We start from the raw sequence: 23,678 nt of genomic DNA, 5'->3' as shown, positions 1-23,678 counted from the left end.
ATGGCAAACTATCAGGGGAAAAAGGTCGTTATCGTAGGACTTGGGATTACAGGTCTTTCCTGCGTTGACTTTTTTATCCGAAAAGGTATTACGCCGAAAGTGATTGATACTCGCCAAAAACCAAGTGGTTTAGACAAATTACCTGCTGATGTTGAATATCACATCGGCAGTTTTCATCAGCCTTGGCTTAATGAGGCTGATTTAATTGTCTCAAGTCCAGGCATTGCCTTATCAACACCGGAATTAATTGAAGCAGCTCAGCATAATGTCGAAATTGTTGGTGATATTGAGCTATTTTGCCGTGAAGCAACCGCGCCAATAGTTGCGATTACAGGCTCTAATGGTAAGAGTACAGTAACCACGCTGGTGGGCGAAATGGCTAAGGCTGATGGTATTCATGTTGGTGTTGGCGGCAATATTGGTGTACCTGCCTTAACGCTATTAACTAAGCCTTGCTCTCTTTATGTGTTAGAACTTTCAAGTTTCCAATTAGAGACAACATCGAGCTTAAAAGCTACAGCAGCGACGGTATTAAATATTAGCGAAGATCATATGAATCGCTATCCTGAAGGGTTAGAACAATACCGTGAAGCAAAATTACGTGTTTATGATAATGCAAAAATTTGCGTATATAACGAAGATGATGCATTAACGTTACCGTTAGTAGGAAAAGATACGCGTTGTGTAAGTTTCGGTGTGGGAGACGGTGATTATCACCTAGATAGCGTGAAAAGAGTGCTAATCGCTAATGGTGAGCAAGTGTTGTCTACTGCACAAATGTATTTATCAGGCCAACATAATTATACCAATGCATTAGCAGCTTTAGCGCTCGCTGATGCCGTTGGTATTTCTCGCTCAGCCTCCCTTGATGTACTTAAAACCTACCATGGGTTAGCTCATCGCTTTCAATTAGTCTATTCATATCAAGGTGTTAGTTGGATTAATGATTCAAAAGCGACCAATGTGGGGAGCACAGAAGCCGCATTAAAAGGACTTGATATAGATGGCACTTTGCATCTTTTATTAGGAGGGGATGGTAAATCAGCCGATTTTTCATCGTTACTTCCTTATATTAGCGGTGACAATATTCGCCTCTACTGTTTTGGACAAGATGGGCAAGCGCTCGCTAAATTGCGTCCTAGTGTTTCACTACTGACGGTAACAATGGAAGAAGCCATCCGTACTTTAGCACCAACGATAAAATCAGGTGATATGGTGTTACTTTCTCCTGCTTGTGCAAGCTTAGATCAATTTAAAAGTTTTGAACAACGTGGTGATGAATTTGCACGTTTAGCGAGGGAGCTAGGCTAATGAGTTTATCCGTTATGCGCAGACTAAAACAATGGCTAGTAGGCAGTTATCAAACTGAGAATACCGCGTTTGTGCCTTATGATAGAACTTTGCTTTGGTTTACCTTCGGATTAGCTGTTGTTGGTTTTGTGATGGTGACATCAGCATCAATGCCAGTAGGGCAACGTTTAGCTGAAGACCCGTTCTTTTTTGCGAAGCGTGACGGTATCTATATTATTGTCGCGCTTTGTATTGCTTTAGTCACGATGCGCATTCCAATGGCAGTATGGCAGCGTTACAGTAGCTTAATGTTATTTGGTTCTATCTTATTGTTATTAGTCGTATTAGCAGTAGGTAGCTCTGTAAACGGTGCATCGCGTTGGATTGCTTTAGGTCCTTTACGTGTACAGCCCGCAGAATTATCAAAGCTTGCCTTATTTTGCTACTTATCGAGTTATTTAGTAAGAAAAGTTGAAGAAGTAAGAAATAACTTTTGGGGTTTTTGTAAACCTATGGGGGTTATGCTTATTCTTGCCGTATTACTGCTATTACAGCCAGACTTAGGGACCGTTGTTGTTCTGTTTGTTACGACATTGGCGCTACTGTTCTTAGCTGGAGCTAAAATTTGGCAATTTCTCGCGATTATCGGTTCTGGTATTGCAGCTGTTGTCATGCTTATCATTGTAGAACCTTATCGTGTACGACGCATTACTTCATTTCTAGAACCTTGGGATGATCCTTTTGGTAGTGGCTACCAGTTAACACAATCACTGATGGCATTTGGTCGTGGTGACTTACTAGGCCAAGGACTCGGAAATTCAGTCCAAAAATTAGAATATCTACCAGAAGCACATACGGATTTTATTTTCGCTATTTTAGCGGAAGAATTAGGTTATATCGGTGTGGTTTTAGTCCTTTTAATGGTATTCTTCATCGCTTTTCGAGCGATGCAAATTGGTAGACGGGCTTTAATTCTCGAACAACGTTTTTCTGGCTTTTTAGCGTGTTCAATTGGGATTTGGTTTACCTTCCAAACACTCGTCAATGTTGGTGCGGCAGCGGGTATGTTACCAACAAAAGGATTAACGCTCCCACTGATTAGTTATGGTGGTTCAAGTTTGATTATTATGTCAACAGCCATCGTGATGTTATTACGAATTGATTATGAAACACGCTTGGCACAAGCTCAGGCGTTTGTAAGGAGTCCAAAATGAGCAATCGTAAACGCCGATTAATGGTAATGGCCGGCGGTACAGGAGGGCATGTTTTCCCTGGGTTAGCAGTTGCTCATTATTTACAATCTCAAGGCTGGGAAATTCGTTGGTTAGGTACATCTGATAGAATGGAAGCCGATTTAGTCCCTAAACATGGTATTGAGATTGAATTTATTCGTATTTCCGGTTTGCGTGGTAAAGGTATTAAAGCGCTATTAGCGGCACCAATACGAATTATTAAGGCTATTTTTCAAGCTCGCGCAATTATGAAATCATATCAACCTGATGCAGTACTTGGTATGGGAGGCTATGTTTCAGGCCCTGGTGGCGTTGCAGCTTGGCTGTGTGGTATTCCCGTTGTATTACATGAGCAAAATGGTATTGCAGGATTAACAAATCGCTGGTTATCGAAAATTGCTAAGCGTGTATTACAAGCTTTCCCTGGTGCATTTAAGAATGCTCCTGTAGTGGGAAATCCTGTGCGAAAAGATGTATTAGCACTCGAATCTCCAGAAACGAGATTACAAAATAGAGAAGGGCCTATTCGTGTACTCGTTATCGGTGGTAGCCAAGGTGCTAGAATTTTAAATCATACAATACCAGTTGTTGCAGGAATACTGGGTGAGCATGTTACAATTTGGCATCAAGCAGGAAAAGGTAGCGAAAGTGATACAAATTTACGCTATCAAAATGAATTAGCTAAAAATTCAGTTAAATCTGAGTATAAAGTTACTGAATTTATTGATGATATAGCGCAAGCTTATCAATGGGCAGATGTTGTTGTATGTCGTTCAGGTGCATTAACAGTAAGTGAAATTGCGGCTGCGGGATTACCCGCTATTTTTGTTCCTTTTCAACATAAAGACAGACAGCAATATTGGAATGCATTGCCATTAGAAAAGGCAGGCGCTGCTCGCATTATTGAACAAAAGGATTTAACACCGGATGTTATCGCCAATATCCTAAAAAATTGGGATAGAGAACAGCTACTTAATATGTCTGTAAATGCTAAAAAAGTGGCGATAACCGATGCTACAGAGCGTGTAGCAAATGTGATAATTGAAGTCGCAAAAAAATAAATGCACCTTGTAACCATTAACTTAGAGTGAAGAAGTCTATAGTGAATACACAACAACTGGCGAAATTACGATCTTTTGTACCTGAAATGAGAAAGGTACGACACATCCACTTTGTTGGCATCGGTGGTGCTGGCATGGGGGGGATCGCCGAAGTGTTGGCTAACGAGGGCTATGAAATCAGTGGTTCTGATTTAGCGCCTAATGTTGTTACACAGCAATTGGTAGCTTTAGGTGCTACGGTCTATTTTAATCATCGCCCTGAAAATATTCATGGTGCGAGTGTTGTCGTTGTATCTACTGCAATAAATGCAGAGAATCCAGAAATTATAGCCGCACGTGAAGCGCGGATACCCGTAATTCGTCGTGCAGAAATGCTCGCTGAATTAATGCGTTATCGCCATGGTGTTGCGATTGCGGGTACACACGGTAAAACAACAACAACAGCAATGGTTTCTAATATATATGCACAGGCAGGATTAGATCCGACATTTGTGAATGGAGGACTGGTTAAATCAGCAGGTACCCATGCACGTTTAGGATGTAGCCGTTACTTAATTGCTGAAGCAGATGAAAGTGATGCCTCGTTTTTACATTTGCAACCCATGGTTGCGGTTGTAACAAATATAGAAGCAGATCATATGGATACCTATCACGGTAATTTTGATAATCTAAAAGATACCTTTATTACCTTTTTGCACAATCTACCATTTTATGGGCGTGCAGTGATGTGTATTGATGACGATGTTATTCGCTCGATTATTCCTAAAGTTGGCCGTTATATTACAACTTATGGCTTTAGTGAAGATGCAGATACTCGCATTATTCATTACGAGCAAAAAGGCGCACAAGGCTTTTTCACAATACGTCGTGAAGGAATGCCTGATTTAGATGTAGTATTGAATTCACCAGGTCGTCATAACGCATTAAATGCTACCGCTGCGGTTGCTGTGGCAACAGAGGAAGGTATTGCAGATGAACATATTTTGGCTGCATTACTTAATTTCCAAGGAACGGGACGTCGTTTTGACTTTCTAGGAAATTACAGCCTTGATCATGTTAATGGTCAACAAGGTAATGTGATGTTAGTGGATGACTATGGTCATCATCCAACAGAAGTTGATGCTACAATAAAAGCAGCTAGAGCAGGTTGGCCAGATAAACGTTTGGTCATGATTTTCCAACCTCATCGTTATACGCGAACTCGCGATTTGTATGAGGATTTTGCAGCAGTATTAAATCAGGTTGATATTCTGTTATTAACGGATGTTTATGCAGCGGGTGAAGCACCTATCACTGGGGCTGATAGCCGTTCTCTTTGTCGTACGATTCGCCAGCGTGGAAAGCTTGATCCTATTTGGGTTTCTGATGTGGATAATATTTCTTCGATATTAGCGGGTGTATTAACAGACAATGATCTTGTTTTAGTTCAAGGTGCTGGAAATATTGGTAAAATAGCACGTCGCTTGGCTGAAACTAAATTACAGCCATCGGTGATTGAGGAGTAGGAGTGATGTTTGAGCAAGTGAACATCATTCGCTTTAGCGTGCCAATGAAAACACTTATAGTGGGTAAGGTACATACTGTGATGGTTTCTTTTATTCACTATTGCTCTCTTTTTGAGAGTAAAAAGGTCAATATTGGACTTGCTCAACATTGTATTGGAAACTATGCACAGTTAAGCGTATCGAAAAAAACGAAAAAACGATCATTTAATACTGTTAAAGTAAATAATTTTCAATATATTGAACAATTTAGTGATTTAGTTATCAAAGCTAAAGATATTTATAAAGTATATAGCTATCGTGAAAAGATTAATCATAGGAATATAGAACAAAAGAATAGACGATTCTCTGGTTTAAACGTTGCTCAGGAGTACATTAATTAATATGTCACAAGCAGCGCTAAATACTAAAGAACACAAAGAAAATCGTCATTCTGATAGACCTAGTAATGGTACCTATTTATCAGGATTAATCTTTTTCTTATGTGTCATTGCCACCATTATTTGGGGTGGAATACAAATTGTTAATTGGATGAAAGATGCAAACCGTCTCCCTATTTCAAAATTAGTACTCACAGGAGAACGGCATTACACGACGAATGATGATGTACGACAGGCGATTTTATCATTAGGTCAGCCAGGTACATTTATGACTCAAGATGTTAATAGCATCCAACAACAGATTGAACGTATGCCATGGATTAGGCAAGTCACTGTACGTAAGCAGTGGCCTGATGAGCTTAAAATCCATTTGGTAGAATATGTGCCATTTGCCCGCTGGAATGATAGTTACTTTGTTGATAAAGAGGGGCGAATTTTCAGCTTACCAACAGAAGTGGAAACACAAGGGAATTATCCTTTGTTATATGGTCCACAAGGTAGCGAAAAAATGGTGTTATCAGGTTATATCGCAATGAGAGAGAAGCTTTTGGCGAATAACTTGAATTTAAAAGCAGCAGCAATGTCTGCTCGTCAAGGATGGCAGTTAGTGTTAGATAATGATGTCCGATTAGAGTTAGGTCGTAAAGATAACGAAAAACGGATTGATCGCTTTATTGAGTTGTATCCAGTATTGCAGCAACAAACAGATAAACGGGTGGATTATGTTGATCTCCGTTATGACAGTGGCGGTGCTGTTGGATGGGCTCCTTTATTACTTGAGAATAAATAAAACGTAGCAGATAACACGATGAAGGCGAAGGCAGAACAATAATGATCAAAGCGACGGACAGAAAATTAGTAGTTGGCCTTGAGATTGGAACGGCCAAAGTAGCCACCCTTGTCGGTGAGATCCTGCCTGATGGTGTTGTAAATATTATCGGAGTTGGAAGTTGTCCTTCTCGTGGTATGGATAAAGGTGGTGTTAATGATCTCGAATCTGTCGTCAAATGCGTACAACGGGCGGTAGATCAGGCTGAATTGATGGCTGATTGTCAAATCTCTTCAGTGTATTTGGCGTTATCAGGCAAGCATATTAGTTGCCAGAATGAAATTGGTATGGTGCCAATCTCAGAAGAAGAAGTCACGCAAGACGATGTTGATAGCGTGGTGCATACTGCGAAATCTGTCAAAGTAAAAGATGAACATCGCGTTTTACATGTGATACCACAAGAGTACGCTATTGATTACCAAGAAGGTATTAAAAATCCAGTCGGGTTATCAGGTGTGCGAATGCAAGCTAAAGTTCATCTTATTACCTGCCATAACGATATGGCAAAGAATATTGTAAAAGCAGTTGAGCGCTGTGGTTTAAAAGTGGATCAGCTGATTTTTGCGGGACTGGCGTCAAGTTTCGCTGTGTTGACAGAAGATGAACGTGAATTAGGTGTCTGCGTTGTTGATATTGGTGGCGGTACGATGGATATCGCAATTTATACCGGTGGTGCATTAAGACATACTCGCGTTATTCCTTATGCAGGTAACGTTGTGACGAGTGATATTGCTTATGCATTTGGTACTCCACCAAATGATGCAGAAGCTATCAAAGTGCGCCATGGCTGTGCATTAGGCTCTTTAGTTGGTAAAGATGAAAATGTCGAAGTTCCAAGTGTTGGAGGTAGACCACCTAGAAGTCTACAACGACAAACCCTTGCTGAGGTTATTGAACCTCGCTATACCGAACTTTTAAATCTTGTTAATGAAGAAATTTTAAAAGCTCAAGAACAGTTACGTCAGCAAGGTATAAAGCATCACTTGGCTGCAGGTATTGTGCTAACAGGTGGTGCGGCTCAAATTGATGGACTTGTCGAATGTGCTCAACGTGTTTTTCACACGCAAGTACGGATTGGTAAACCGTTAAATATTACCGGACTAACAGATTATGCGCAGGATCCCTTCTATTCTACGGCAGTAGGGCTTTTGCATTACGGTAAAGAGTCCCACTTTGGTGAGGATACAGAAACCGAAAAACGCTCTGCAGTTAGCGGTTTGTTTAAGAAACTGACAGGTTGGCTAAAAAGAGAGTTTTAATAATTAAATAATTTTTAAAGAGGTCGTTTGAGCAAGCGACCCTAAAAAGGCACAAAACGGAGAGAAATTATGTTTGAACCTATGGAATTAACCAACGATGCGGTGATCAAAGTCATCGGCGTTGGTGGCGGCGGCGGTAATGCGGTTGAGCACATGGTTCGTGAACGTATTGAAGGCGTAGATTTCTTTGCAGTCAATACGGATGCTCAAGCGTTACGTAAAACAGCAGTTGGACAAACTATCCAAATTGGTAATGCCATTACGAAAGGCTTAGGTGCAGGGGCAAATCCTGAAGTAGGCCGAAATGCCGCAGAAGAAGATAGAGAAGCTCTGCGTGCAGCACTTGAAGGTGCCGATATGGTCTTTATCGCTGCTGGTATGGGTGGGGGTACAGGAACAGGTGCCGCACCAGTTGTTGCTGAAGTTGCAAAAGATTTGGGAATTTTGACCGTTGCTGTCGTGACGAAACCTTTCAATTTTGAAGGTAAAAAACGTATGGCATTTGCGGAACAAGGTATTACTGAGTTATCAAAACATGTTGACTCATTAATTACTATCCCAAATGATAAATTATTAAAAGTACTTGGTCGTGGTATTTCATTGCTGGATGCATTTGGTGCAGCAAATGACGTATTAAAAGGTGCTGTTCAAGGTATCGCAGAACTGATTACACGCCCAGGTTTAATGAACGTCGACTTTGCTGATGTGCGCACTGTGATGTCTGAAATGGGTTATGCCATGATGGGCTCAGGTGCGGCTAAAGGTGAAGATCGTGCAGAAGAAGCCGCAGAAATGGCGATTTCTAGTCCATTACTGGAAGATATCGATTTATCTGGCGCACGTGGTGTTCTGGTTAATATTACCGCTGGTTTTGATTTACGTCTTGATGAATTTGAAACGGTGGGTAATACCATTCGCGCATTTGCATCAGATAATGCAACCGTGGTTATCGGTACATCCCTTGACCCAGAAATGAATGACGAATTGCGTGTCACTGTTGTTGCAACAGGTATAGGTATGGATAAACGTCCTGAAATCACGCTAGTCACTAATAAACAAAATCAGCAAAATGCGATGGAAAATCGTTATCAGCAAATGCAAAATAGCATGTCTTCTTTCACACCAGCGGAAGAGAACAAGCCAGCTGCTAAGGCTGTTAATGAACAATCTACACAGACGAATAAAGAGCCCGATTATTTAGACATCCCTGCATTCCTAAGAAAACAGGCTGATTAATCGCCAAAAAGATTGGCATCTCCGCTTTTTGTGCTAAACTGTCCTACCAATTATAAGTATAATGATTGGTAGGGCGGATAACATTGCGAGATAAAATGATGATCAAACAACGGACATTAAAACGAATTGTACAAGCAACTGGTGTGGGCCTTCACACGGGTAAAAAAGTTACGCTTACAATGCGTCCAGCGCCAGCAAATACTGGGGTCATCTACCGTCGTACTGATTTAAATCCGCCGGTGGATTTTCCTTCTGACGCTAAATCAGTTCGTGACACCATGTTATGTACATGTTTGGTGAACGAAGATGATGTGCGTATATCAACCGTTGAGCATTTAAATGCAGCACTTGCTGGTTTAGGCATTGATAATATCGTAATTGAAGTGGATGCACCTGAAATCCCTATTATGGATGGCAGTGCAGCACCGTTTGTCTTCTTATTACTTGATGCAGGTATTGAAGAGCTTCGTACAGCGAAAAAATTCATTCGTATTAAAGAAACAGTACGTGTTGAAGATGGCGATAAATGGGCTGAAATGCGTCCATACAATGGATTTAAATTAGATTTCACTATCGACTTTAATCATCCAGCTATTGATTCAAGTACTCAACGTTATAATTTAGATTTCTCTGCTGAATCTTTTATGAGCCAAATTAGCCGTGCTCGTACTTTTGGATTTATGAGAGATATTGAATATTTACAATCTAAAGGATTGTGTTTAGGTGGTAGCTTCGATTGTGCAATCGTTGTTGATGACTATCGTGTTCTCAACGATGATGGCTTACGTTTTGAAGATGAATTTGTTCGTCACAAAATGTTAGATGCTATTGGTGATTTATTTATGTGCGGTTATAACATCATTGGTGAGTTTACTGCGTATAAATCAGGTCACGCTCTAAATAATAAATTGCTCCAAGCTGTATTAGCAAAAGAATCTGCATGGGAATTCGTTACTTTTGAAGACGAAGCTGAAATGCCAGTAGCATTTAAAGCACCAGCGATGGTTTTTGCTTAATTCCAGCAAAATGTATGTTAATTATTTCTAATTAGCATCACCTTTGGTTGCACTTGTACTCTCTCCGGCAAGTGCAGCCAATCGTTCTAATCTCTCTCTTAGTTTTTTCGGGCTTTTTTCTGCCAAATATCTTAATGATTGTGCACTTTCTAGGCTTAAATGCCGTCTCTCTTTTGTTTTCCCGTCTTTTACTGATGAAATTAAAGTATTTTTTTTCTGTTTTGTTCCTAAAGCAGGGTTTATTTTGATGTCTATTGAGGATAAGGATGGTAAAATTTCTTTTCTTAATGCAGAAAGTAATGACGGTATTTCATAACGTAATCGTGTTAACCAACTTGCGTTTATGACTTCAATAATTAAAATAGCATGACGATAATTTGCCACTCGACATTTATCTTGTAGTGGTGTGGGTAAAAGGGCAATGACAGCGCGATTCAATCTTAGTAAAATTGTTGCTCGTTGCTGAATAAGCTGCAGGGTACTTTTATTGGAGCCTTCAAGTTCGTTGAATATTTTTTCCAATGATTGAGGATAACTATCCCGCATATTTTGACTCCATAAAAAAAGATTAAAAAGCTTAACAAGTAATAGCGAAGGTTAATGAGCATTATAAATTTTTGGCGACAATTTGGCAGGCGATATTTTTGGTCGCATCTGCTTTTAGGGATGGTAGCAGCAGGTATCGGAATACCTACGCTGTTGTCTGCCCATGCCGATAATTCTCAGCAAACAGATACTTCATCTTCACAAAATCGTCAAAGTCAGGCGCTAATCGCGTTTGATAACTTATTCCTACGTCAGAGTGTACAGAATCCTGCATCATCCTTCACCTTTAATTACTGGCAACAACACGCGGTAAAAAATGTTATTCGTCAGCTGTCTTTTGCATTTACCATTAATTCCCCTGAATTGATGGTAAAAGCCAAAGATGAGCCATTACCTGTAACTAATGTTGCAGAGGTCATGTTAGATACGCTCTATGCGTTATTAACTGATGCACCATCTTCTTCTTTAGCGTATTTGCCTATTTCTTGCTATAGCTTTACGCCAATCACACCTTCCTATCACATCGGATTATGGCTAGCCCAAACTCGCGGTATTCGTGCTGGACCGAATAAAATCGTTTAGTTTTATCGATTTACTATTATCTCTGATTATGATTCAGAGGCTATGTTCGGCGTTATCGCCATAATTGAGAATAAAGATTTATGTTAGGTAAAATTGTAACCAAAATTTTTGGTAGCCGTAATGAGCGCTCTATTCGTCGTATGCGCAAAATTGTTATTGATATTAATAAATTAGAGCCAGAATTTGAAAAACTGACAGATGATGAACTTAAAGCGAAAACGGATGAATTTCGTGAGCGCTTAAAAAAAGGCGAAAAAGAAGAGAGTATTTTACCTGAAGCATTTGCAACAGTACGTGAATCAAGTAAACGTGTATTTGGCATGCGTCACTTTGATGTACAGCTAATCGGTGGTATGGTTCTTAACGAGCGTTGTATCGCAGAGATGCGTACAGGTGAAGGTAAAACATTAACTGCGACATTACCTGCCTATTTAAATGCCTTATCAGGTAAAGGTGTACACGTTGTTACCGTCAATGACTATCTAGCACAACGTGATGCGGAAAATAACCGTCCATTATTTGAATTTTTGGGTTTAAGTGTCGGTATTAACTTACCGAATATGCCGCCTGTTGCTAAGCGTGAAGCATATAATGCAGATATTACTTACGGAACTAATAACGAATTTGGTTTTGACTATCTGCGCGACAACATGGCATTTAGCCCAGAAGAACGTGTTCAGCGTAAATTACACTATGCATTAGTGGATGAGGTTGACTCCATCTTAATCGATGAAGCTCGTACGCCTCTTATTATCTCAGGCCCTGCAGAAGACAGTTCTGAGCTTTATATCCAAATGAATAAAGTAATCCCTCACTTGGTATCTCAAGAAAAAGAAGATTCCGACTCATTCCAAGGTGAAGGTGACTATTCTATTGATGAAAAATCTCGTCAAGTCAATATCACAGAGCGTGGTCTTGTCAAAATCGAAGGTTTATTAGCCGATGCAGGCATGATGAAAGAAGGCGAATCACTTTATTCGCCAGCAAATATCATGTTAATGCACCATGTTACTGCAGCCTTACGTGCTCATGCACTCTTTACCAAAGATGTAGATTATATTGTTAAAGATGGTGAGGTTATTATTGTCGATGAGCATACAGGCCGTACAATGCAAGGTCGTCGTTGGTCTGATGGCTTACACCAAGCAGTTGAAGCAAAAGAAGGTGTAAAAATCCAGAACGAAAACCAAACATTGGCATCAATTACTTTCCAAAACTACTTCCGTTTATATGAAAAATTAGCGGGTATGACAGGGACAGCGGATACAGAAGCGTTCGAATTTAATTCCATTTACCGCTTAGAAACCATTGTTATTCCGACTAACCGCCCTATGGTACGTAAAGATCTGCCTGATTTAGTTTATATGAATGAGAAAGGTAAATTTGCCGCTATCATTGAAGATATTCGTGAACGAACTAAAAATGGTCAACCTGTTCTTGTTGGTACTATCTCGATTGAAAAATCAGAAGAAATTTCAAATGCATTAACGAAAGCAAATGTTCACCATAATGTGTTAAATGCAAAATTCCACGCTATGGAAGCCGATATCATTGCTAATGCGGGTTTACCTGGTGCAGTAACTATTGCTACAAATATGGCGGGTCGTGGTACAGATATCGTGTTAGGTGGTAGCTGGCAGACTGAGTTAGCTAAACTTGAAGATCCAACAGATGAACAAATTGAAGAGTTAAAAGCACAGTGGCAAGCGCGCCATGATGCGGTATTAGCCTCAGGTGGTTTACACATTATTGGTACAGAACGTCACGAATCTCGTCGTATTGATAACCAATTACGTGGTCGTGCTGGTCGTCAAGGTGACCAAGGTTCTTCTCGTTTTTATCTTTCTATGGAAGACTCCTTAATGCGTATTTTTGCGTCAGAGAAAGTTTCTGGCATGATGCGTAAATTAGGAATGAATGAAACCGAAGCGATTGAGCATCCTTGGGTCACTAAAGCGATTGCTAATGCTCAACGTAAAGTTGAGAACCGTAACTTTGATGTCCGTAAACAATTACTTGAATATGATGATGTTGCTAATGATCAACGTCGCGCTATTTATACACAACGTAACGAACTGCTAGATGTTTCAGATGTAAGTGAAACTATAGATAGTATTCGCGAAGATGTCTTCACACGCATGATTGATAACTTCATTCCACCTCAATCACTGGAAGAGATGTGGGATATTGAAGGATTGACGGCATGTTTACAAAATGACTTTGATTTAAATATGCCAATCAAAGAGTGGCTTGATAAAGAGCCTGAGCTACACGAAGAAACATTACGTGAGCGTATTTTAGAAAAAGCGATTGAAGTTTATAAAACGAAAGAAGAAATCGTTAGTGCTGAAATGATGCGTAACTTTGAAAAAGGCGTGATGTTACAAACGTTAGATACGCTATGGAAAGAGCATCTAGCGGCGATGGACTACTTACGTCAAGGCATCCATTTACGTGGTTATGCGCAAAAAGATCCAAAACAAGAGTACAAACGTGAATCCTTCGCTATGTTTGCTAATATGTTGGAATCATTGAAATATGAAGTGATCAGCACACTAAGTAAGGTGCAGGTGCGTTTACCAGAAGAAGTTGAAGAGTTAGAACGTCGCCGCCGCGAAGAAGCTGAACGTTTAGCGCAACAGCAACAACTCAGCCATGAAGTGACAAAAGAGTCTCAAATGTCTGCTACTGATGGACAAGTTGCAACAGGTAAAAAAGTGGGTCGTAATGAACCTTGCCCTTGTGGTTCGGGTAAGAAATATAAACACTGCCATGGCCAATTAGGTTAATCGGTGATTAATAGCGTAGTAAAAATAAATTATTGCGCTATTTATTATCCTATTGAAACCATAAAATATTGAAGATAGAAACCCGCTAATATTTATATTATTAGCGGGTTTCTTTTTTATAAAAGGCCATTAATTATCAAAAGATCATTAATGCTTTTAAGGTATTAATTTTCTGAAATAGAGGCTTTTGTATTCACTGTTTCATTCACTTTTACAGGTGATTTAATTGAGAGACTACCATCAGAAAGTTGTTTAACTAAATCTACTGCGGATGATTTTAAATCAAGAGCCACACCGGCTTCATAGCGATGTCCATCAATATTATTTAATTTCACATTGCTACCACCAACGTCAACATTGCCATTTTTACTGATGATTTCAGCCCCTGTTAATGTTGTATTTCCATCAACATTTAATGCGATACCATTTTGGCTATGAATAGTCGTTGCCTTAGTTACTGCATCATTATCAATATGAGTTACATTGATATTTGCGTTTGCAGTATGACCTTCAGCACCTGTGACGATATTTTTGATGCCATTTCCGACATAGTTAACACCTTTATCAATTTTGGCTTTGGTATCATTACTAATGCCTGTTTTATCAGCAAATTTAGATGATAATGTATCATATTTATTAGAAATAGAATCAGAGGCTGATTTAATACCAGAGTCTATAGTCTCTTTAATGGTATTCTCTAGTAGAGATCCTCCTGCTTTTGCTGTTTTATTAACTTGGCTAGATTTAGGATCATTCGTGTGGTTATATCCTATATCAACACCAACATTAACATGGCGATCGCTTTCTTTTTGGCTTGATACATTAAGATCACCACCAACATGCCCTGTGACATTATCAGTAGAGATATTCGTACCTGTTAAAGTGAGATTTTTATCACTATTAATGGTTAATTGTCCTGTTTCTAACGTTGCGTTTTGATACGTTGATTTTTGTTGATCATCAACATTTACAGCAACTTTGCCACCGAATTTATGGATAGCAGTAACAGGATTTTCTTCATTAACTTCTTTTGGTGTGGTATTAGTTTGTTTACCATTTAAAGAAAGATCTGTACCCCAATTATTTTTATAATCAGTGGATTGTGCTGATGTGATAGTGGTATCACCTGAGTTTGAAGTGAGCTCAATATTGTTGCTCTTAACTTGTGTACCTTGAAGCTCTACTGAACTACCATTAATGGTTAAATCACCTTGATGATTAATAGAGCCACCTTCACGAGAAACACGTTTTTCATCTTGCTTACCAATTGCAAATTCAGCGCCACCTAACCCATTAATTGAAGATGATTTATCTGTCGTTTTTTTACCACCACCGAGTTGTAATCCACCTGATAAATTATTACCTGTTTCAGTTCGTTGAGACTCACTTGCATTTAAATCAACACGATTTTTAGCAGTTAAATCAATATTACTTCCACTTTCAAGAGAGGTTCCTTGTAGCGTTAGATCATGGCCTGAGGTTAACTCAATACCTGATTTGGCGTTAACTGAGCTGACTACTGCTATTGATTCCTCTTTTTGATGTTTAGCTCCACCAGCATTAAAGCCACCACCATATTCTTTACTTGTTGGTGTTGTACCTACTTTTAGGTTTGCACTACCATTAACACTGTCTTGGCTTTCTGAATGTTGATTTGTTGCTTGTGCTAAGGTTAAATCACCCCCAGTATTAATAACTATTTTACCACTTTCAGCATTGAAATTAGTGCCCTCATAATGAGCACCATCACGAACCTGAATATGAATGTCTCCTGCTGACGTTAATTGGCTATCTTCGGCTTTCGTACTTGTTGAATGGCTATTAGTTGTTTTACCATCACCTTTAATCGCAACATCGATATCACTACCCGTTTTTGTGCTAACACCAACTTGACCACCACCGATTGTTTCATGAGCATGTTCTTGATGTTGATTATGAGAGGTTTCGCTGATATGTGTATTAGCAGTTAGTGAGATATCACCTTGTGTGGATTGATAGTGAGTACCTTGATCATGCAACTTATCATTGCTATCAACATTCACTTTACCTGCTGTAATTGATGTTGAAATTGCTTGGCTATCTGAATGTGAAGACTGGCTACCACCACCTTTAACACCAACATTAACACCGATATTGGGTGTTTCTAAATTGCCTAAATTTGCCAAGTTCCCAATAGCATCTTTTGCTGTGATTTTCTTATTAAGATCATTGTTATTGTTGGGTTTTGTCGTTTCAATACCATCTTCAACTGCTTTTTTAATTGGTTGTGTCACACCGCTATAATCTAAATTCACACCAACATCAACACTGACATTAAGTTTATCTGTTTTTGATGAAATACTATCATTTGCCGCTAAATGAGTGAGGTTTTCACCTGATTCATTGTAAGTACCTTCAATGCTATGTTTTCCGCCTTGATGAGTGATGTCATGGTTAGCTTTCAGCGTTAAATCACCTGCAATCTGCGTTTCACTACCTCTATTTTTAACAATTTCAGTATTGTTATGTTGCTTATCATATTGGAAATCGGCTTTATTACCGACTTTATCGACACCACCGGTATAACTAAATCCACCTGATATAGTGGTATCGGTATTATCAGATTGCGTTTTATTTTCAGCTGAAACAAAAGCGATATTATCTGCTGATACTGAGGCATTACCGCCAGTTGTATTAAGAGAAGAACCACTGAATGTCACGTCTTTATTGGCTTGAATTTTAACACTATTTCCTTTTATAGCTGAGCCTACTTGCTCTGTTTTTGTGCTGTCATGATTATTTGAAGTATGAGTAATATGAAAACCTGCGCTATATTGCTTATCTTCAACTTCTTTAGCATGGCCTATCACTTCTAATGTGGTTTTTTCATCATACTGTTTAGTGATTTGTTGAGCAGATTTAATATTAATATCACCAAGTGATTGAATACCTAACTCATCTGCACTTTCGATTAAACTACCAATAACATGAAGGTCTTTTCCACTTAATACCGTTAATTCAGCATCAGAGACAAGCTCGCTACCTTTTGAAACTTGTTGATTAGTTTCATTTTTATGAGAATTTTTAGTGATATTAAATGCAGTGCCTGTTCGCTCATCAACTTTACTTATAGTTTCACTTATAGCATTATCTATAACGACATCACCTTTAGTGGTTTTAACGAATGCACCTTGATTACCTTTAACTTGGCTACCGGTGATCTTCACATTATTATCAGTAGCAAGTACTAGTTGACCATTAGCGGTTACAGCTGTGCCATGACTGATATTTTGTTTATTGTTATTGTTCTTGTTATTTCCACCACCAATACCACCCCAAACAACATGGTTGTCAGTTATAGTCTTATCATTGTTGGTATTTTGAATATTGAGATGAATATTATCTTTCGCATTTAGAACAATATTTTCATTTGAATGAAGGGTTGCGCCTTGAGTATTAATGTCACCTTCAGCATTTAATCCCAAAGTATTGCCTGCGGTTAATTCACTCGCGAATAAATGCTCTTTTTGCTGGCTATGACTCCAGCTACCCGTTTCTAAACGTGAAGTATGATTACGTTTATAACCGTTTTCATGGTGATTTTCTTGCTCAACTAACCCATTAATGCGGATATCTTTATTGGCATTAATGGCCAGTGTATTTCCTGCACTAACTTTGGCACCTTCTAATGTGACATTGCCTTTTGTAGCATTAAGGGTTGCATTATTTTTAGCCTCTATTTGACTACCAACTTGTTGAATGAGTTCTTTTTCTTTTGTGGTGTCATATTTCCAAGAGTAGAACCAACGATTGTCTATATCTGTCTCTTTTTGTTGCAATTGTTGGCCATCAACCGTTAGGTTTGCACCTTGTAATAAAATATCCTCACCGACCAAATTGGAGGCTTTTATTTGATTTTTATTATCGGCAATTAATGTGATATTTTTGCCTTTTAATGCCGTTTTTGTCAGTGTTTGGCTTGATGTTGTGTTATTTACATGAATTCCACCACGATAATTTTGATAGTTCTCACTGCCATCTTTATCATGCTGACTATAACGAACTTGGCTATCAGTCTGGATATTATCTGCTTTTACGTTCAATTCATTATCAGCAACAAATTGACCTGCTAATTTAACACCACTACCTTCTGCGGTATTAATAATACGAATACGCCCTGATTGCATACTACCAAAGAAATAGCTATCTAATGCTGATGTGGGTTTCTGTGTTGAGAGAATATCAAAGCGTTGAGAGAAAGTATTTTGACCTGTTAATGCTGAAATTTCAGCCGCAGTAATATGACCTCTACTATCAATACGTGGTGCAATAAGATCTAAAAGTCCAGTTGTTGTTAAGCCATTTTGACCGACAGAAAGTAAATGAGTATTGTTTAATGTGCTATAGCCAACAAGATGGTCATTTTCAAATAAAGGATTACCCACAACCAAAGAAGAACGGCTGGTATTTATAAAACCGCAACCATCACAAGTGATACCATTAGGATTAGAAAGTACATATTCGGCAGCAATACCAAAAACCTCTTGCTGACCCAATAAGAATGAAGGATTGCGGCTAACAACCTCATTCAAAATAACAGAAGCGGCTTGACCGTTTAAATTACTATTGGCATTTAATTGCCCTGCAAGTTGTGATTGGCCTTGTTCCAACGCATTGTTAAATACAGCACCTGGTTTGCCAACATTAAAATCTTGGTATTGGTTATGAGAGATACCTTCATTGTTAGGAGTCACAATATTAATAACTTGTGTTCCACCATTAACAGAAGAGACATCAGGACCTTGATGACCAGAATTAGGTACAATGCCATCAGCAAATACATTTAGCGAAACAAAAATAATCGCTAAAGAGGCGGCAAGCCTACCAGAGGGTGAAAGCTTAAAGTTTTTTGATTTCATAGAGTTATCTCCATTGTTTGCTATGAGTGTAATTCAAAATAAATATGAAAATCGAACTAATAGTTGTGTAGGGTCTTTGGTTTTATTGGTTTTTTTTTGATAGTAAAGAAGATGACCTTTGGCAATTTCGATATCCAATTGCGCTTTTTTATATTGGAAATTAAGACCTGAACTTATGCCATAGCCACTACGCCAGCCTTCAGCACTGTTGTGTTGGTGAACTCGGCCCGTGTCTAAACCTATTCGTGGTGTTATTGATAATGAATTGATTTTATAAGGGTAAGACAGCGTATTGCGGAAATAGCCACCGTTATCACCAGAGAGCGTGCTTTTATCAAAACCACGGATTGCATTTTTATCAGTGAGGCTAAGCCATTCAACGCCAGGAAGTGCATCGGGACTATATTGTGCAAATAGTAAGCTATTGAATAAAAATGTATGCTCAAAGAGTGAAAAACGTTGTTGCCAATTGGTGAATAGCTTTACTTTTGTAAATCGATAGTTATTACTGTTACCATTAGCCACATAAGGTGAATTATCGGCACCAAACCAACTTACTGCCTTTTCTGCACTGGCATTTATACTCACCACACCATTGCGCACAATGTGTAAATGGTTTGCGCCTATCTCAATGGTTGTGAGTGTTGGGCTATTCAGATCAAGGCGGAGTTGGCTAAAATAGTTGCGTATACGCTTATGAGTTACTTGCACATTTAACGTATTAATTTGGGTTTGATTTCGATAAAAAACGTAGTCTGTTCTTAATCCAACTTGTGATGTATCGCCATGCAAACGAACGGTACGTGTTTGTAATGGTTGATGAAATTCATATTCTGAATAACTACCAAATGTGCTAAATGTGAATGCACCATAAGGTACAGAATAGAGTAGGGTATACGCTCGATTAAAGCGTGTATCGGGATTATCTGTCGTGATATTGGTATTAAGGCTAATAAAATCAGATAGACCCAATGGACTATCTAGACTTGCATTAGCACGAACTAACCAACGGCCTGAATTTTTTTGCCCATAATTATCGTTAGTGACATTGATGTGCCATGATGCTTGACGTTGATTAGAAAGCTGGATAATGGAGCCACCTAACTTTGTACCCGGCAATATATCAAGTTTAACTTTATTGGATTGCAAGCGATTTGCTTGATCTAATCCTTGGTCAAGTATCGTCAATGTTAATGGTTTTCCCTCAATATGAGGAAATAGCATTGTTATATTGACGTTTCTATCACCACCATTAATACGCTCCACAAATCCTTCAATCGCATAAAGGCCGAGTTCTCCATTTTCATTGGGACGTAAAAATTGAATTCTTGCTGTAATATATCCTTTTTTTATATAACGTTGTGTTAACTCCTTTACTAATCTATTGATATGAATGCTTTTAATACAATGCTCAGGAAGTGGCGATAGTGAATCAAGATCATTTTCATTAAGCAAAGTTATCCCTTGAATATAAACTCCATTTATAGGTAAACAATGTTCTGATTCTGTTATCAATGTTGGTGCTGGTGTCGTTTCTAATGCGTTTTCTCTAAGTTGCTGATATCGATTCTGTTCTATAAGCTGGTTTATTTCGCGCTGGCTATCTTGTAATGCTCGCCTTGATTCACCTATAGAACTCAAATCATTTATTTCGTTTGCTGTTACTCTACTCGAAGAAAAGGCAGTTAATAGTATCAATAAGAAAATAGTTTTTTTCATTTTACCTCAATATAAAGGTATTTATTTGAATTAAATAATATCTAAAAATATAAAAAGCTAATTATTGTTTTTATATTATCTTTAATATTAAATTAATAAACTCCTTATACTCTCAATATGAAAATAAATTGAAAATCGATGAAATAAAGATAAATAACAATAAGTTTTAATATTAAATTTTGATATATGTGAAATTTTTTATATTGTTAAAACTTAATTAAACATTTGATTTAATGAGTAAGTGCTTAGTGTGGTTATCTCCATGATGATAATCCTTTTGGTTATTTTTTAGCTGGTTAAATTAGCATTAAATATCATGGTGTAATAAAACTTGGTGGGTGTTTATTAGAGAGAAATAAAATAATGAGATAAAGCTCGAAAAAAAGACCAATAATTTTCTTTTGTTAATGATGAATTTATTTATGTCATTAAAAAACAGAGCCAAGAATAGCTATTTTAATGAATGAAATAACTTTAATAAAAGTAAGGTTTTTATTTTGTCGTTTTTAAAATTAATAAATTCTTAATTTAATATATGAAATAAAAATTACTGATAATTATTTAGCTGGTTATTATTATGAATTTCTATATTTCATGGTTTAATTATTCTCATAGGTTATTGATGAGGGCTGTGACATTGTTGATTTTATATAGAAGAAAATCAGAGTTAGACTAAACAATATCGGTTATAATGAAATTAAAATGTGTTAAAATTTGTAATATATCAATAGGTTGTCTACGATGGATAAAAAAAGGTTACATATTGCAGCAGGGGTTATTTGTGATAAGCGTCAAAACGTTTTTATTACTCAACGTCCATTAAAATCTCATATGGGTGGTTATTGGGAGTTTCCTGGTGGCAAGCTTGAAGAAAATGAAACACCTGAGCAAGCTTTATTTCGTGAGTTACAAGAAGAAATTGGTATTGATGTGACTTGTTGCTCGCTTATTGACACGGTAGTCCATGATTTTCCTGATAGGCATATTACGTTATCTTTCTTTATGGTCTCTGAATGGGAAAATGAACCTTATGGCAAAGAAGGTCAACTTTCTCGTTGGCTACCCATTGCCGATTTAAACGCTGAAGATTTCCCTCCTGCAAATCGTACTATTGTTGCGTTATTACAAAAATAACATAGGCGAAAATAGGGGCGAATGACATAAAAAAATAGCCACTTTATATAAGTGGCTATTTTCTGTTAAATACACTAAAAATAATAATTAGATTATTATAGTAATTGTATTAGTGGTTTTGCGGCTCTTGTGATGGCATTTCACTCCAGTCATCGCTGTCATTACTATCACCTTGGCTTGGGATCCGTTTTCCCTCGTCAGCCCATTCGCCTAAATCAATCAGTTGACAACGTTTGCTGCAAAAAGGGCGATAGGGACTGTTTTTATTCCAAATAACCTCAGTTTGACAGATTGGGCATTTTACAATTAATTCTTCGCTCATTCATGCTCCAGCATTTTGTGTGTATTGCTTTGCGTATATCAATAACGACTATGTTAGCAACAGGCAATCTCAAAAGGCAACTCAATAGGAATGATACCATTTTCACTATCTAGAGGTAAAAAACGGATGGCATAACGAGTTTTATGTCCTGATATTTGTGGGTAAATTTGATGTTTAACGGCAATTCTTATCCGCAATAACTCACTTTCCTCTGCACCATCTTGATAAAATCCCCGATGACTTAATGCCGGCTTAAAGGTATCTGATTGACGGATTAGCGTTAGTAAACTATTTAAAGCATTTTGTAATGGCGCTAAGCCATCAACCCAATTTTTTAATTTTTCATCTCGTATAGATTGAGGTAGATTTAGCCATAAATACAGCGCAGGAATATCAAAGCTACAGCATCCACCAGGAATACTTAATCGTTGTTTAATTAGGCTGATTATTTTATCTTGTTTTAGATGTTGACCAATACGAGGCGCGTTGCTTAAAACAGCAGCGCTTTGCGCTAATTCGTTAATGATTTGATTGACAATAGATTTATCAACATTAGGAAATGATAGCCATTGCTGTAATTTTTTTTGTCTTTTTTCTAATTCTTTTAAAAGCTCAGCCCTTATCTCGCCTCTATCTAATACTTCAATAAATTCTGCAATTGCACGGAAAAAAGACATAGCTGAAGGTAATGAATTAATTGCTTGAAAACTATTTATTTGAATTAATGAATTTTCAATCCTAAGCCATGAACGCATTTTTTCGTTGAGGGGATGTTCAAAAATAATTGTTGTGATGTCATCACTCATGGCTATTGTCCTGTAAAGCATGTTGAGCTAATGCTAAATAAAGCTGATGAAGTTGTGCAACTTTTTCTGTGATTTGCTTGTCACCATCGTGATTTTCAATAATATCATCAGCTGCAGCTAACCGTTCTTTTCTTTGGGTTTGTGCATTTAAGATATTAATAACATGTTCTCGGCTGACGTTATCGCGTTGCATGGTTCTTGCTATCTGCTCTTCTTCTGACACATCGACGACAAGAACACGATCAGCTAAATGTGTTAATTTATTTTCGATAAGAAGAGGTACTACCCAAATAAAATAAGGTGATTTAATTTGTTGTATCTGTTTTTGTGTTTCTTGTTGTATTAATGGGTGAAGAAGCTGATTTAACCACTTTTTTTTATCATCATGTTCAAAAATAATATGACGTAATTGGGCTCTATCTAATGTACCATCAGGCAATAAAATCGTATCACCAAAATATTGGTGTATCGCTTTAAGCCCTATAGAATGTGGTTCAACGACCTGACGAGCAATCACATCAGCATCAATAATTTGCACACCTAATGAAGCAAAAGCATGGGCAATGGTGGTCTTGCCACTTCCAATTCCGCCTGTAAGTGCAACTGTATAAGTCATTCTGTTTATCTATAATTGATTAAAAAATACTATTATTAATGAGCTATTCTAAAGCCTAATTTTGTTTTTATCACAAGATAATAACCGTAATATTTAGGTTTTATTCGGTTATTATAATAAGTGATTTTCTGCTACCCTGAAACATAATATGAAAATTAGTTATTTTTATTGATATTAATCAATTGGTTATATTTTTGTCTTTAAATGAAACACACCCATTAAATGTGTATTTTATTACATAACATCGTTATTCAGCTTTGCATTACTTTTAAATTATCATTTTACTGAATGGTATCGCCTAAGTACAAAACAGGAAGATACATTGCAATCACAAGTGTACCGATGATTAGAGCAATAATCGCCATTAGTATAGGCTCTAGCCAAGTACTTAAAGTATTAAGATTATCTTCAAGTTGGTAGCGAAACCAATCGCTTAGTTGTTGACAAAAAAAGAGCAATTG

Annotated in this window: 19 protein-coding genes; 12 read left to right on the top strand and 7 right to left on the bottom strand. The window is 37.8% G+C overall.

The window, feature by feature from the left end:
- The 9 genes from murD (at position 1) to lpxC (ending at position 9,805) form a co-directional block, all read left to right on the top strand.
- Entirely contained in the window at positions 1 to 1,311 is a 1,311-nt protein-coding gene (gene murD / locus M983_RS04595) for a UDP-N-acetylmuramoyl-L-alanine--D-glutamate ligase (protein ID WP_066747729.1), read from the top strand.
- The gene (gene ftsW / locus M983_RS04590; protein WP_066747719.1) at positions 1,311 to 2,504 is read left to right on the top strand and encodes a cell division protein FtsW; all 1,194 of its coding nucleotides are present in this window, start codon (positions 1,311 to 1,313) and stop codon (positions 2,502 to 2,504) included. Before murD ends, ftsW begins: the two co-directional genes overlap by 1 nt.
- Positions 2,501 to 3,583 (top strand): undecaprenyldiphospho-muramoylpentapeptide beta-N-acetylglucosaminyltransferase, encoded by a 1,083-nt coding sequence (murG, locus tag M983_RS04585; RefSeq protein WP_066747717.1) that lies wholly within the window; start codon positions 2,501 to 2,503, stop codon positions 3,581 to 3,583. The genes ftsW and murG overlap by 4 nt, the downstream gene beginning before the upstream one ends.
- A 41-nt stretch (positions 3,584 to 3,624) precedes the next feature.
- Positions 3,625 to 5,088, top strand: coding sequence for a UDP-N-acetylmuramate--L-alanine ligase (gene murC, locus M983_RS04580; RefSeq protein WP_066747714.1), 1,464 nt, complete (start codon positions 3,625 to 3,627; stop codon positions 5,086 to 5,088).
- Between the two features lie 5 nt (positions 5,089 to 5,093).
- The gene (locus M983_RS04575; protein WP_066747752.1) at positions 5,094 to 5,468 is read left to right on the top strand and encodes a hypothetical protein; all 375 of its coding nucleotides are present in this window, start codon (positions 5,094 to 5,096) and stop codon (positions 5,466 to 5,468) included.
- Between the two features lies 1 nt (position 5,469).
- On the top strand, positions 5,470 to 6,255 hold the full coding sequence (gene ftsQ / locus M983_RS04570; RefSeq protein ID WP_066747711.1) for a cell division protein FtsQ: 786 nt from the start codon (positions 5,470 to 5,472) through the stop codon (positions 6,253 to 6,255).
- 41 nt (positions 6,256 to 6,296) lie between these two features.
- On the top strand, positions 6,297 to 7,553 hold the full coding sequence (ftsA, locus tag M983_RS04565) for a cell division protein FtsA (RefSeq protein WP_066747708.1): 1,257 nt from the start codon (positions 6,297 to 6,299) through the stop codon (positions 7,551 to 7,553).
- 69 nt (positions 7,554 to 7,622) lie between these two features.
- Complete coding sequence (gene ftsZ / locus M983_RS04560) at positions 7,623 to 8,789, top strand: cell division protein FtsZ (RefSeq protein WP_066747705.1); 1,167 nt, start codon at positions 7,623 to 7,625, stop codon at positions 8,787 to 8,789.
- Positions 8,790 to 8,887: 98 nt separating this feature from the next.
- Positions 8,888 to 9,805 (top strand): UDP-3-O-acyl-N-acetylglucosamine deacetylase, encoded by a 918-nt coding sequence (lpxC, locus tag M983_RS04555; protein ID WP_066747749.1) that lies wholly within the window; start codon positions 8,888 to 8,890, stop codon positions 9,803 to 9,805.
- 27 nt (positions 9,806 to 9,832) lie between these two features.
- Here the strand turns inward: lpxC and M983_RS04550 are convergent, their stop codons facing one another.
- Entirely contained in the window at positions 9,833 to 10,351 is a 519-nt protein-coding gene (locus M983_RS04550; RefSeq protein ID WP_066747702.1) for a DUF721 domain-containing protein, read from the bottom strand.
- Positions 10,352 to 10,405: 54 nt separating this feature from the next.
- Between M983_RS04550 and secM the strand changes: the two genes are divergently transcribed.
- Together secM and secA are read left to right on the top strand one after the other, a co-directional pair.
- Entirely contained in the window at positions 10,406 to 10,933 is a 528-nt protein-coding gene (gene secM / locus M983_RS04545; RefSeq protein ID WP_066747699.1) for a secA translation cis-regulator SecM, read from the top strand.
- Between the two features lie 80 nt (positions 10,934 to 11,013).
- Complete coding sequence (gene secA, locus M983_RS04540; RefSeq protein ID WP_066747696.1) at positions 11,014 to 13,722, top strand: preprotein translocase subunit SecA; 2,709 nt, start codon at positions 11,014 to 11,016, stop codon at positions 13,720 to 13,722.
- Positions 13,723 to 13,886: 164 nt separating this feature from the next.
- Here secA and M983_RS04535 read toward each other — a convergent pair whose 3' ends face one another.
- On the bottom strand, positions 13,887 to 18,620 hold the full coding sequence (locus tag M983_RS04535; protein WP_066747694.1) for a hemagglutinin repeat-containing protein: 4,734 nt from the start codon (positions 18,618 to 18,620) through the stop codon (positions 13,887 to 13,889).
- A gap of 33 nt (positions 18,621 to 18,653) precedes the next feature.
- On the bottom strand, positions 18,654 to 20,339 hold the full coding sequence (locus M983_RS04530; RefSeq protein WP_066747691.1) for a ShlB/FhaC/HecB family hemolysin secretion/activation protein: 1,686 nt from the start codon (positions 20,337 to 20,339) through the stop codon (positions 18,654 to 18,656).
- Positions 20,340 to 21,080: 741 nt separating this feature from the next.
- On the opposite strand from M983_RS04530, the gene mutT reads away from it, so the two are divergent.
- Positions 21,081 to 21,473, top strand: coding sequence for an 8-oxo-dGTP diphosphatase MutT (gene mutT, locus M983_RS04525; protein WP_066747689.1), 393 nt, complete (start codon positions 21,081 to 21,083; stop codon positions 21,471 to 21,473).
- A 109-nt stretch (positions 21,474 to 21,582) separates the two neighbouring features.
- Here mutT and yacG read toward each other — a convergent pair whose 3' ends face one another.
- From yacG to M983_RS04505, 4 genes are all read right to left on the bottom strand, one after another.
- Complete coding sequence (gene yacG, locus M983_RS04520; protein WP_066747686.1) at positions 21,583 to 21,795, bottom strand: DNA gyrase inhibitor YacG; 213 nt, start codon at positions 21,793 to 21,795, stop codon at positions 21,583 to 21,585.
- Positions 21,796 to 21,848: 53 nt separating this feature from the next.
- Positions 21,849 to 22,601, bottom strand: coding sequence for a cell division protein ZapD (gene zapD, locus M983_RS04515; RefSeq protein WP_066747683.1), 753 nt, complete (start codon positions 22,599 to 22,601; stop codon positions 21,849 to 21,851).
- Positions 22,594 to 23,217 carry a dephospho-CoA kinase gene (gene coaE, locus M983_RS04510; RefSeq protein WP_066747680.1) on the bottom strand — a complete coding sequence of 208 codons (624 nt, stop codon included), beginning with the start codon at positions 23,215 to 23,217 and terminating at the stop codon, positions 22,594 to 22,596. The genes zapD and coaE overlap by 8 nt, the downstream gene beginning before the upstream one ends.
- A 281-nt stretch (positions 23,218 to 23,498) precedes the next feature.
- On the bottom strand, positions 23,499 to 23,678 hold a 180-nt coding region (locus M983_RS04505), incomplete at its 5' end, for a type II secretion system F family protein (RefSeq protein ID WP_210433228.1).

The organism is Proteus myxofaciens ATCC 19692 (assembly GCF_001654855.1).
GTDB lineage: Bacteria > Pseudomonadota > Gammaproteobacteria > Enterobacterales > Enterobacteriaceae > Proteus > Proteus myxofaciens.
The sequence above is the reverse complement of the archived record's forward strand: the minus strand, read 5'-3'. Positions and strand labels throughout refer to the sequence as shown.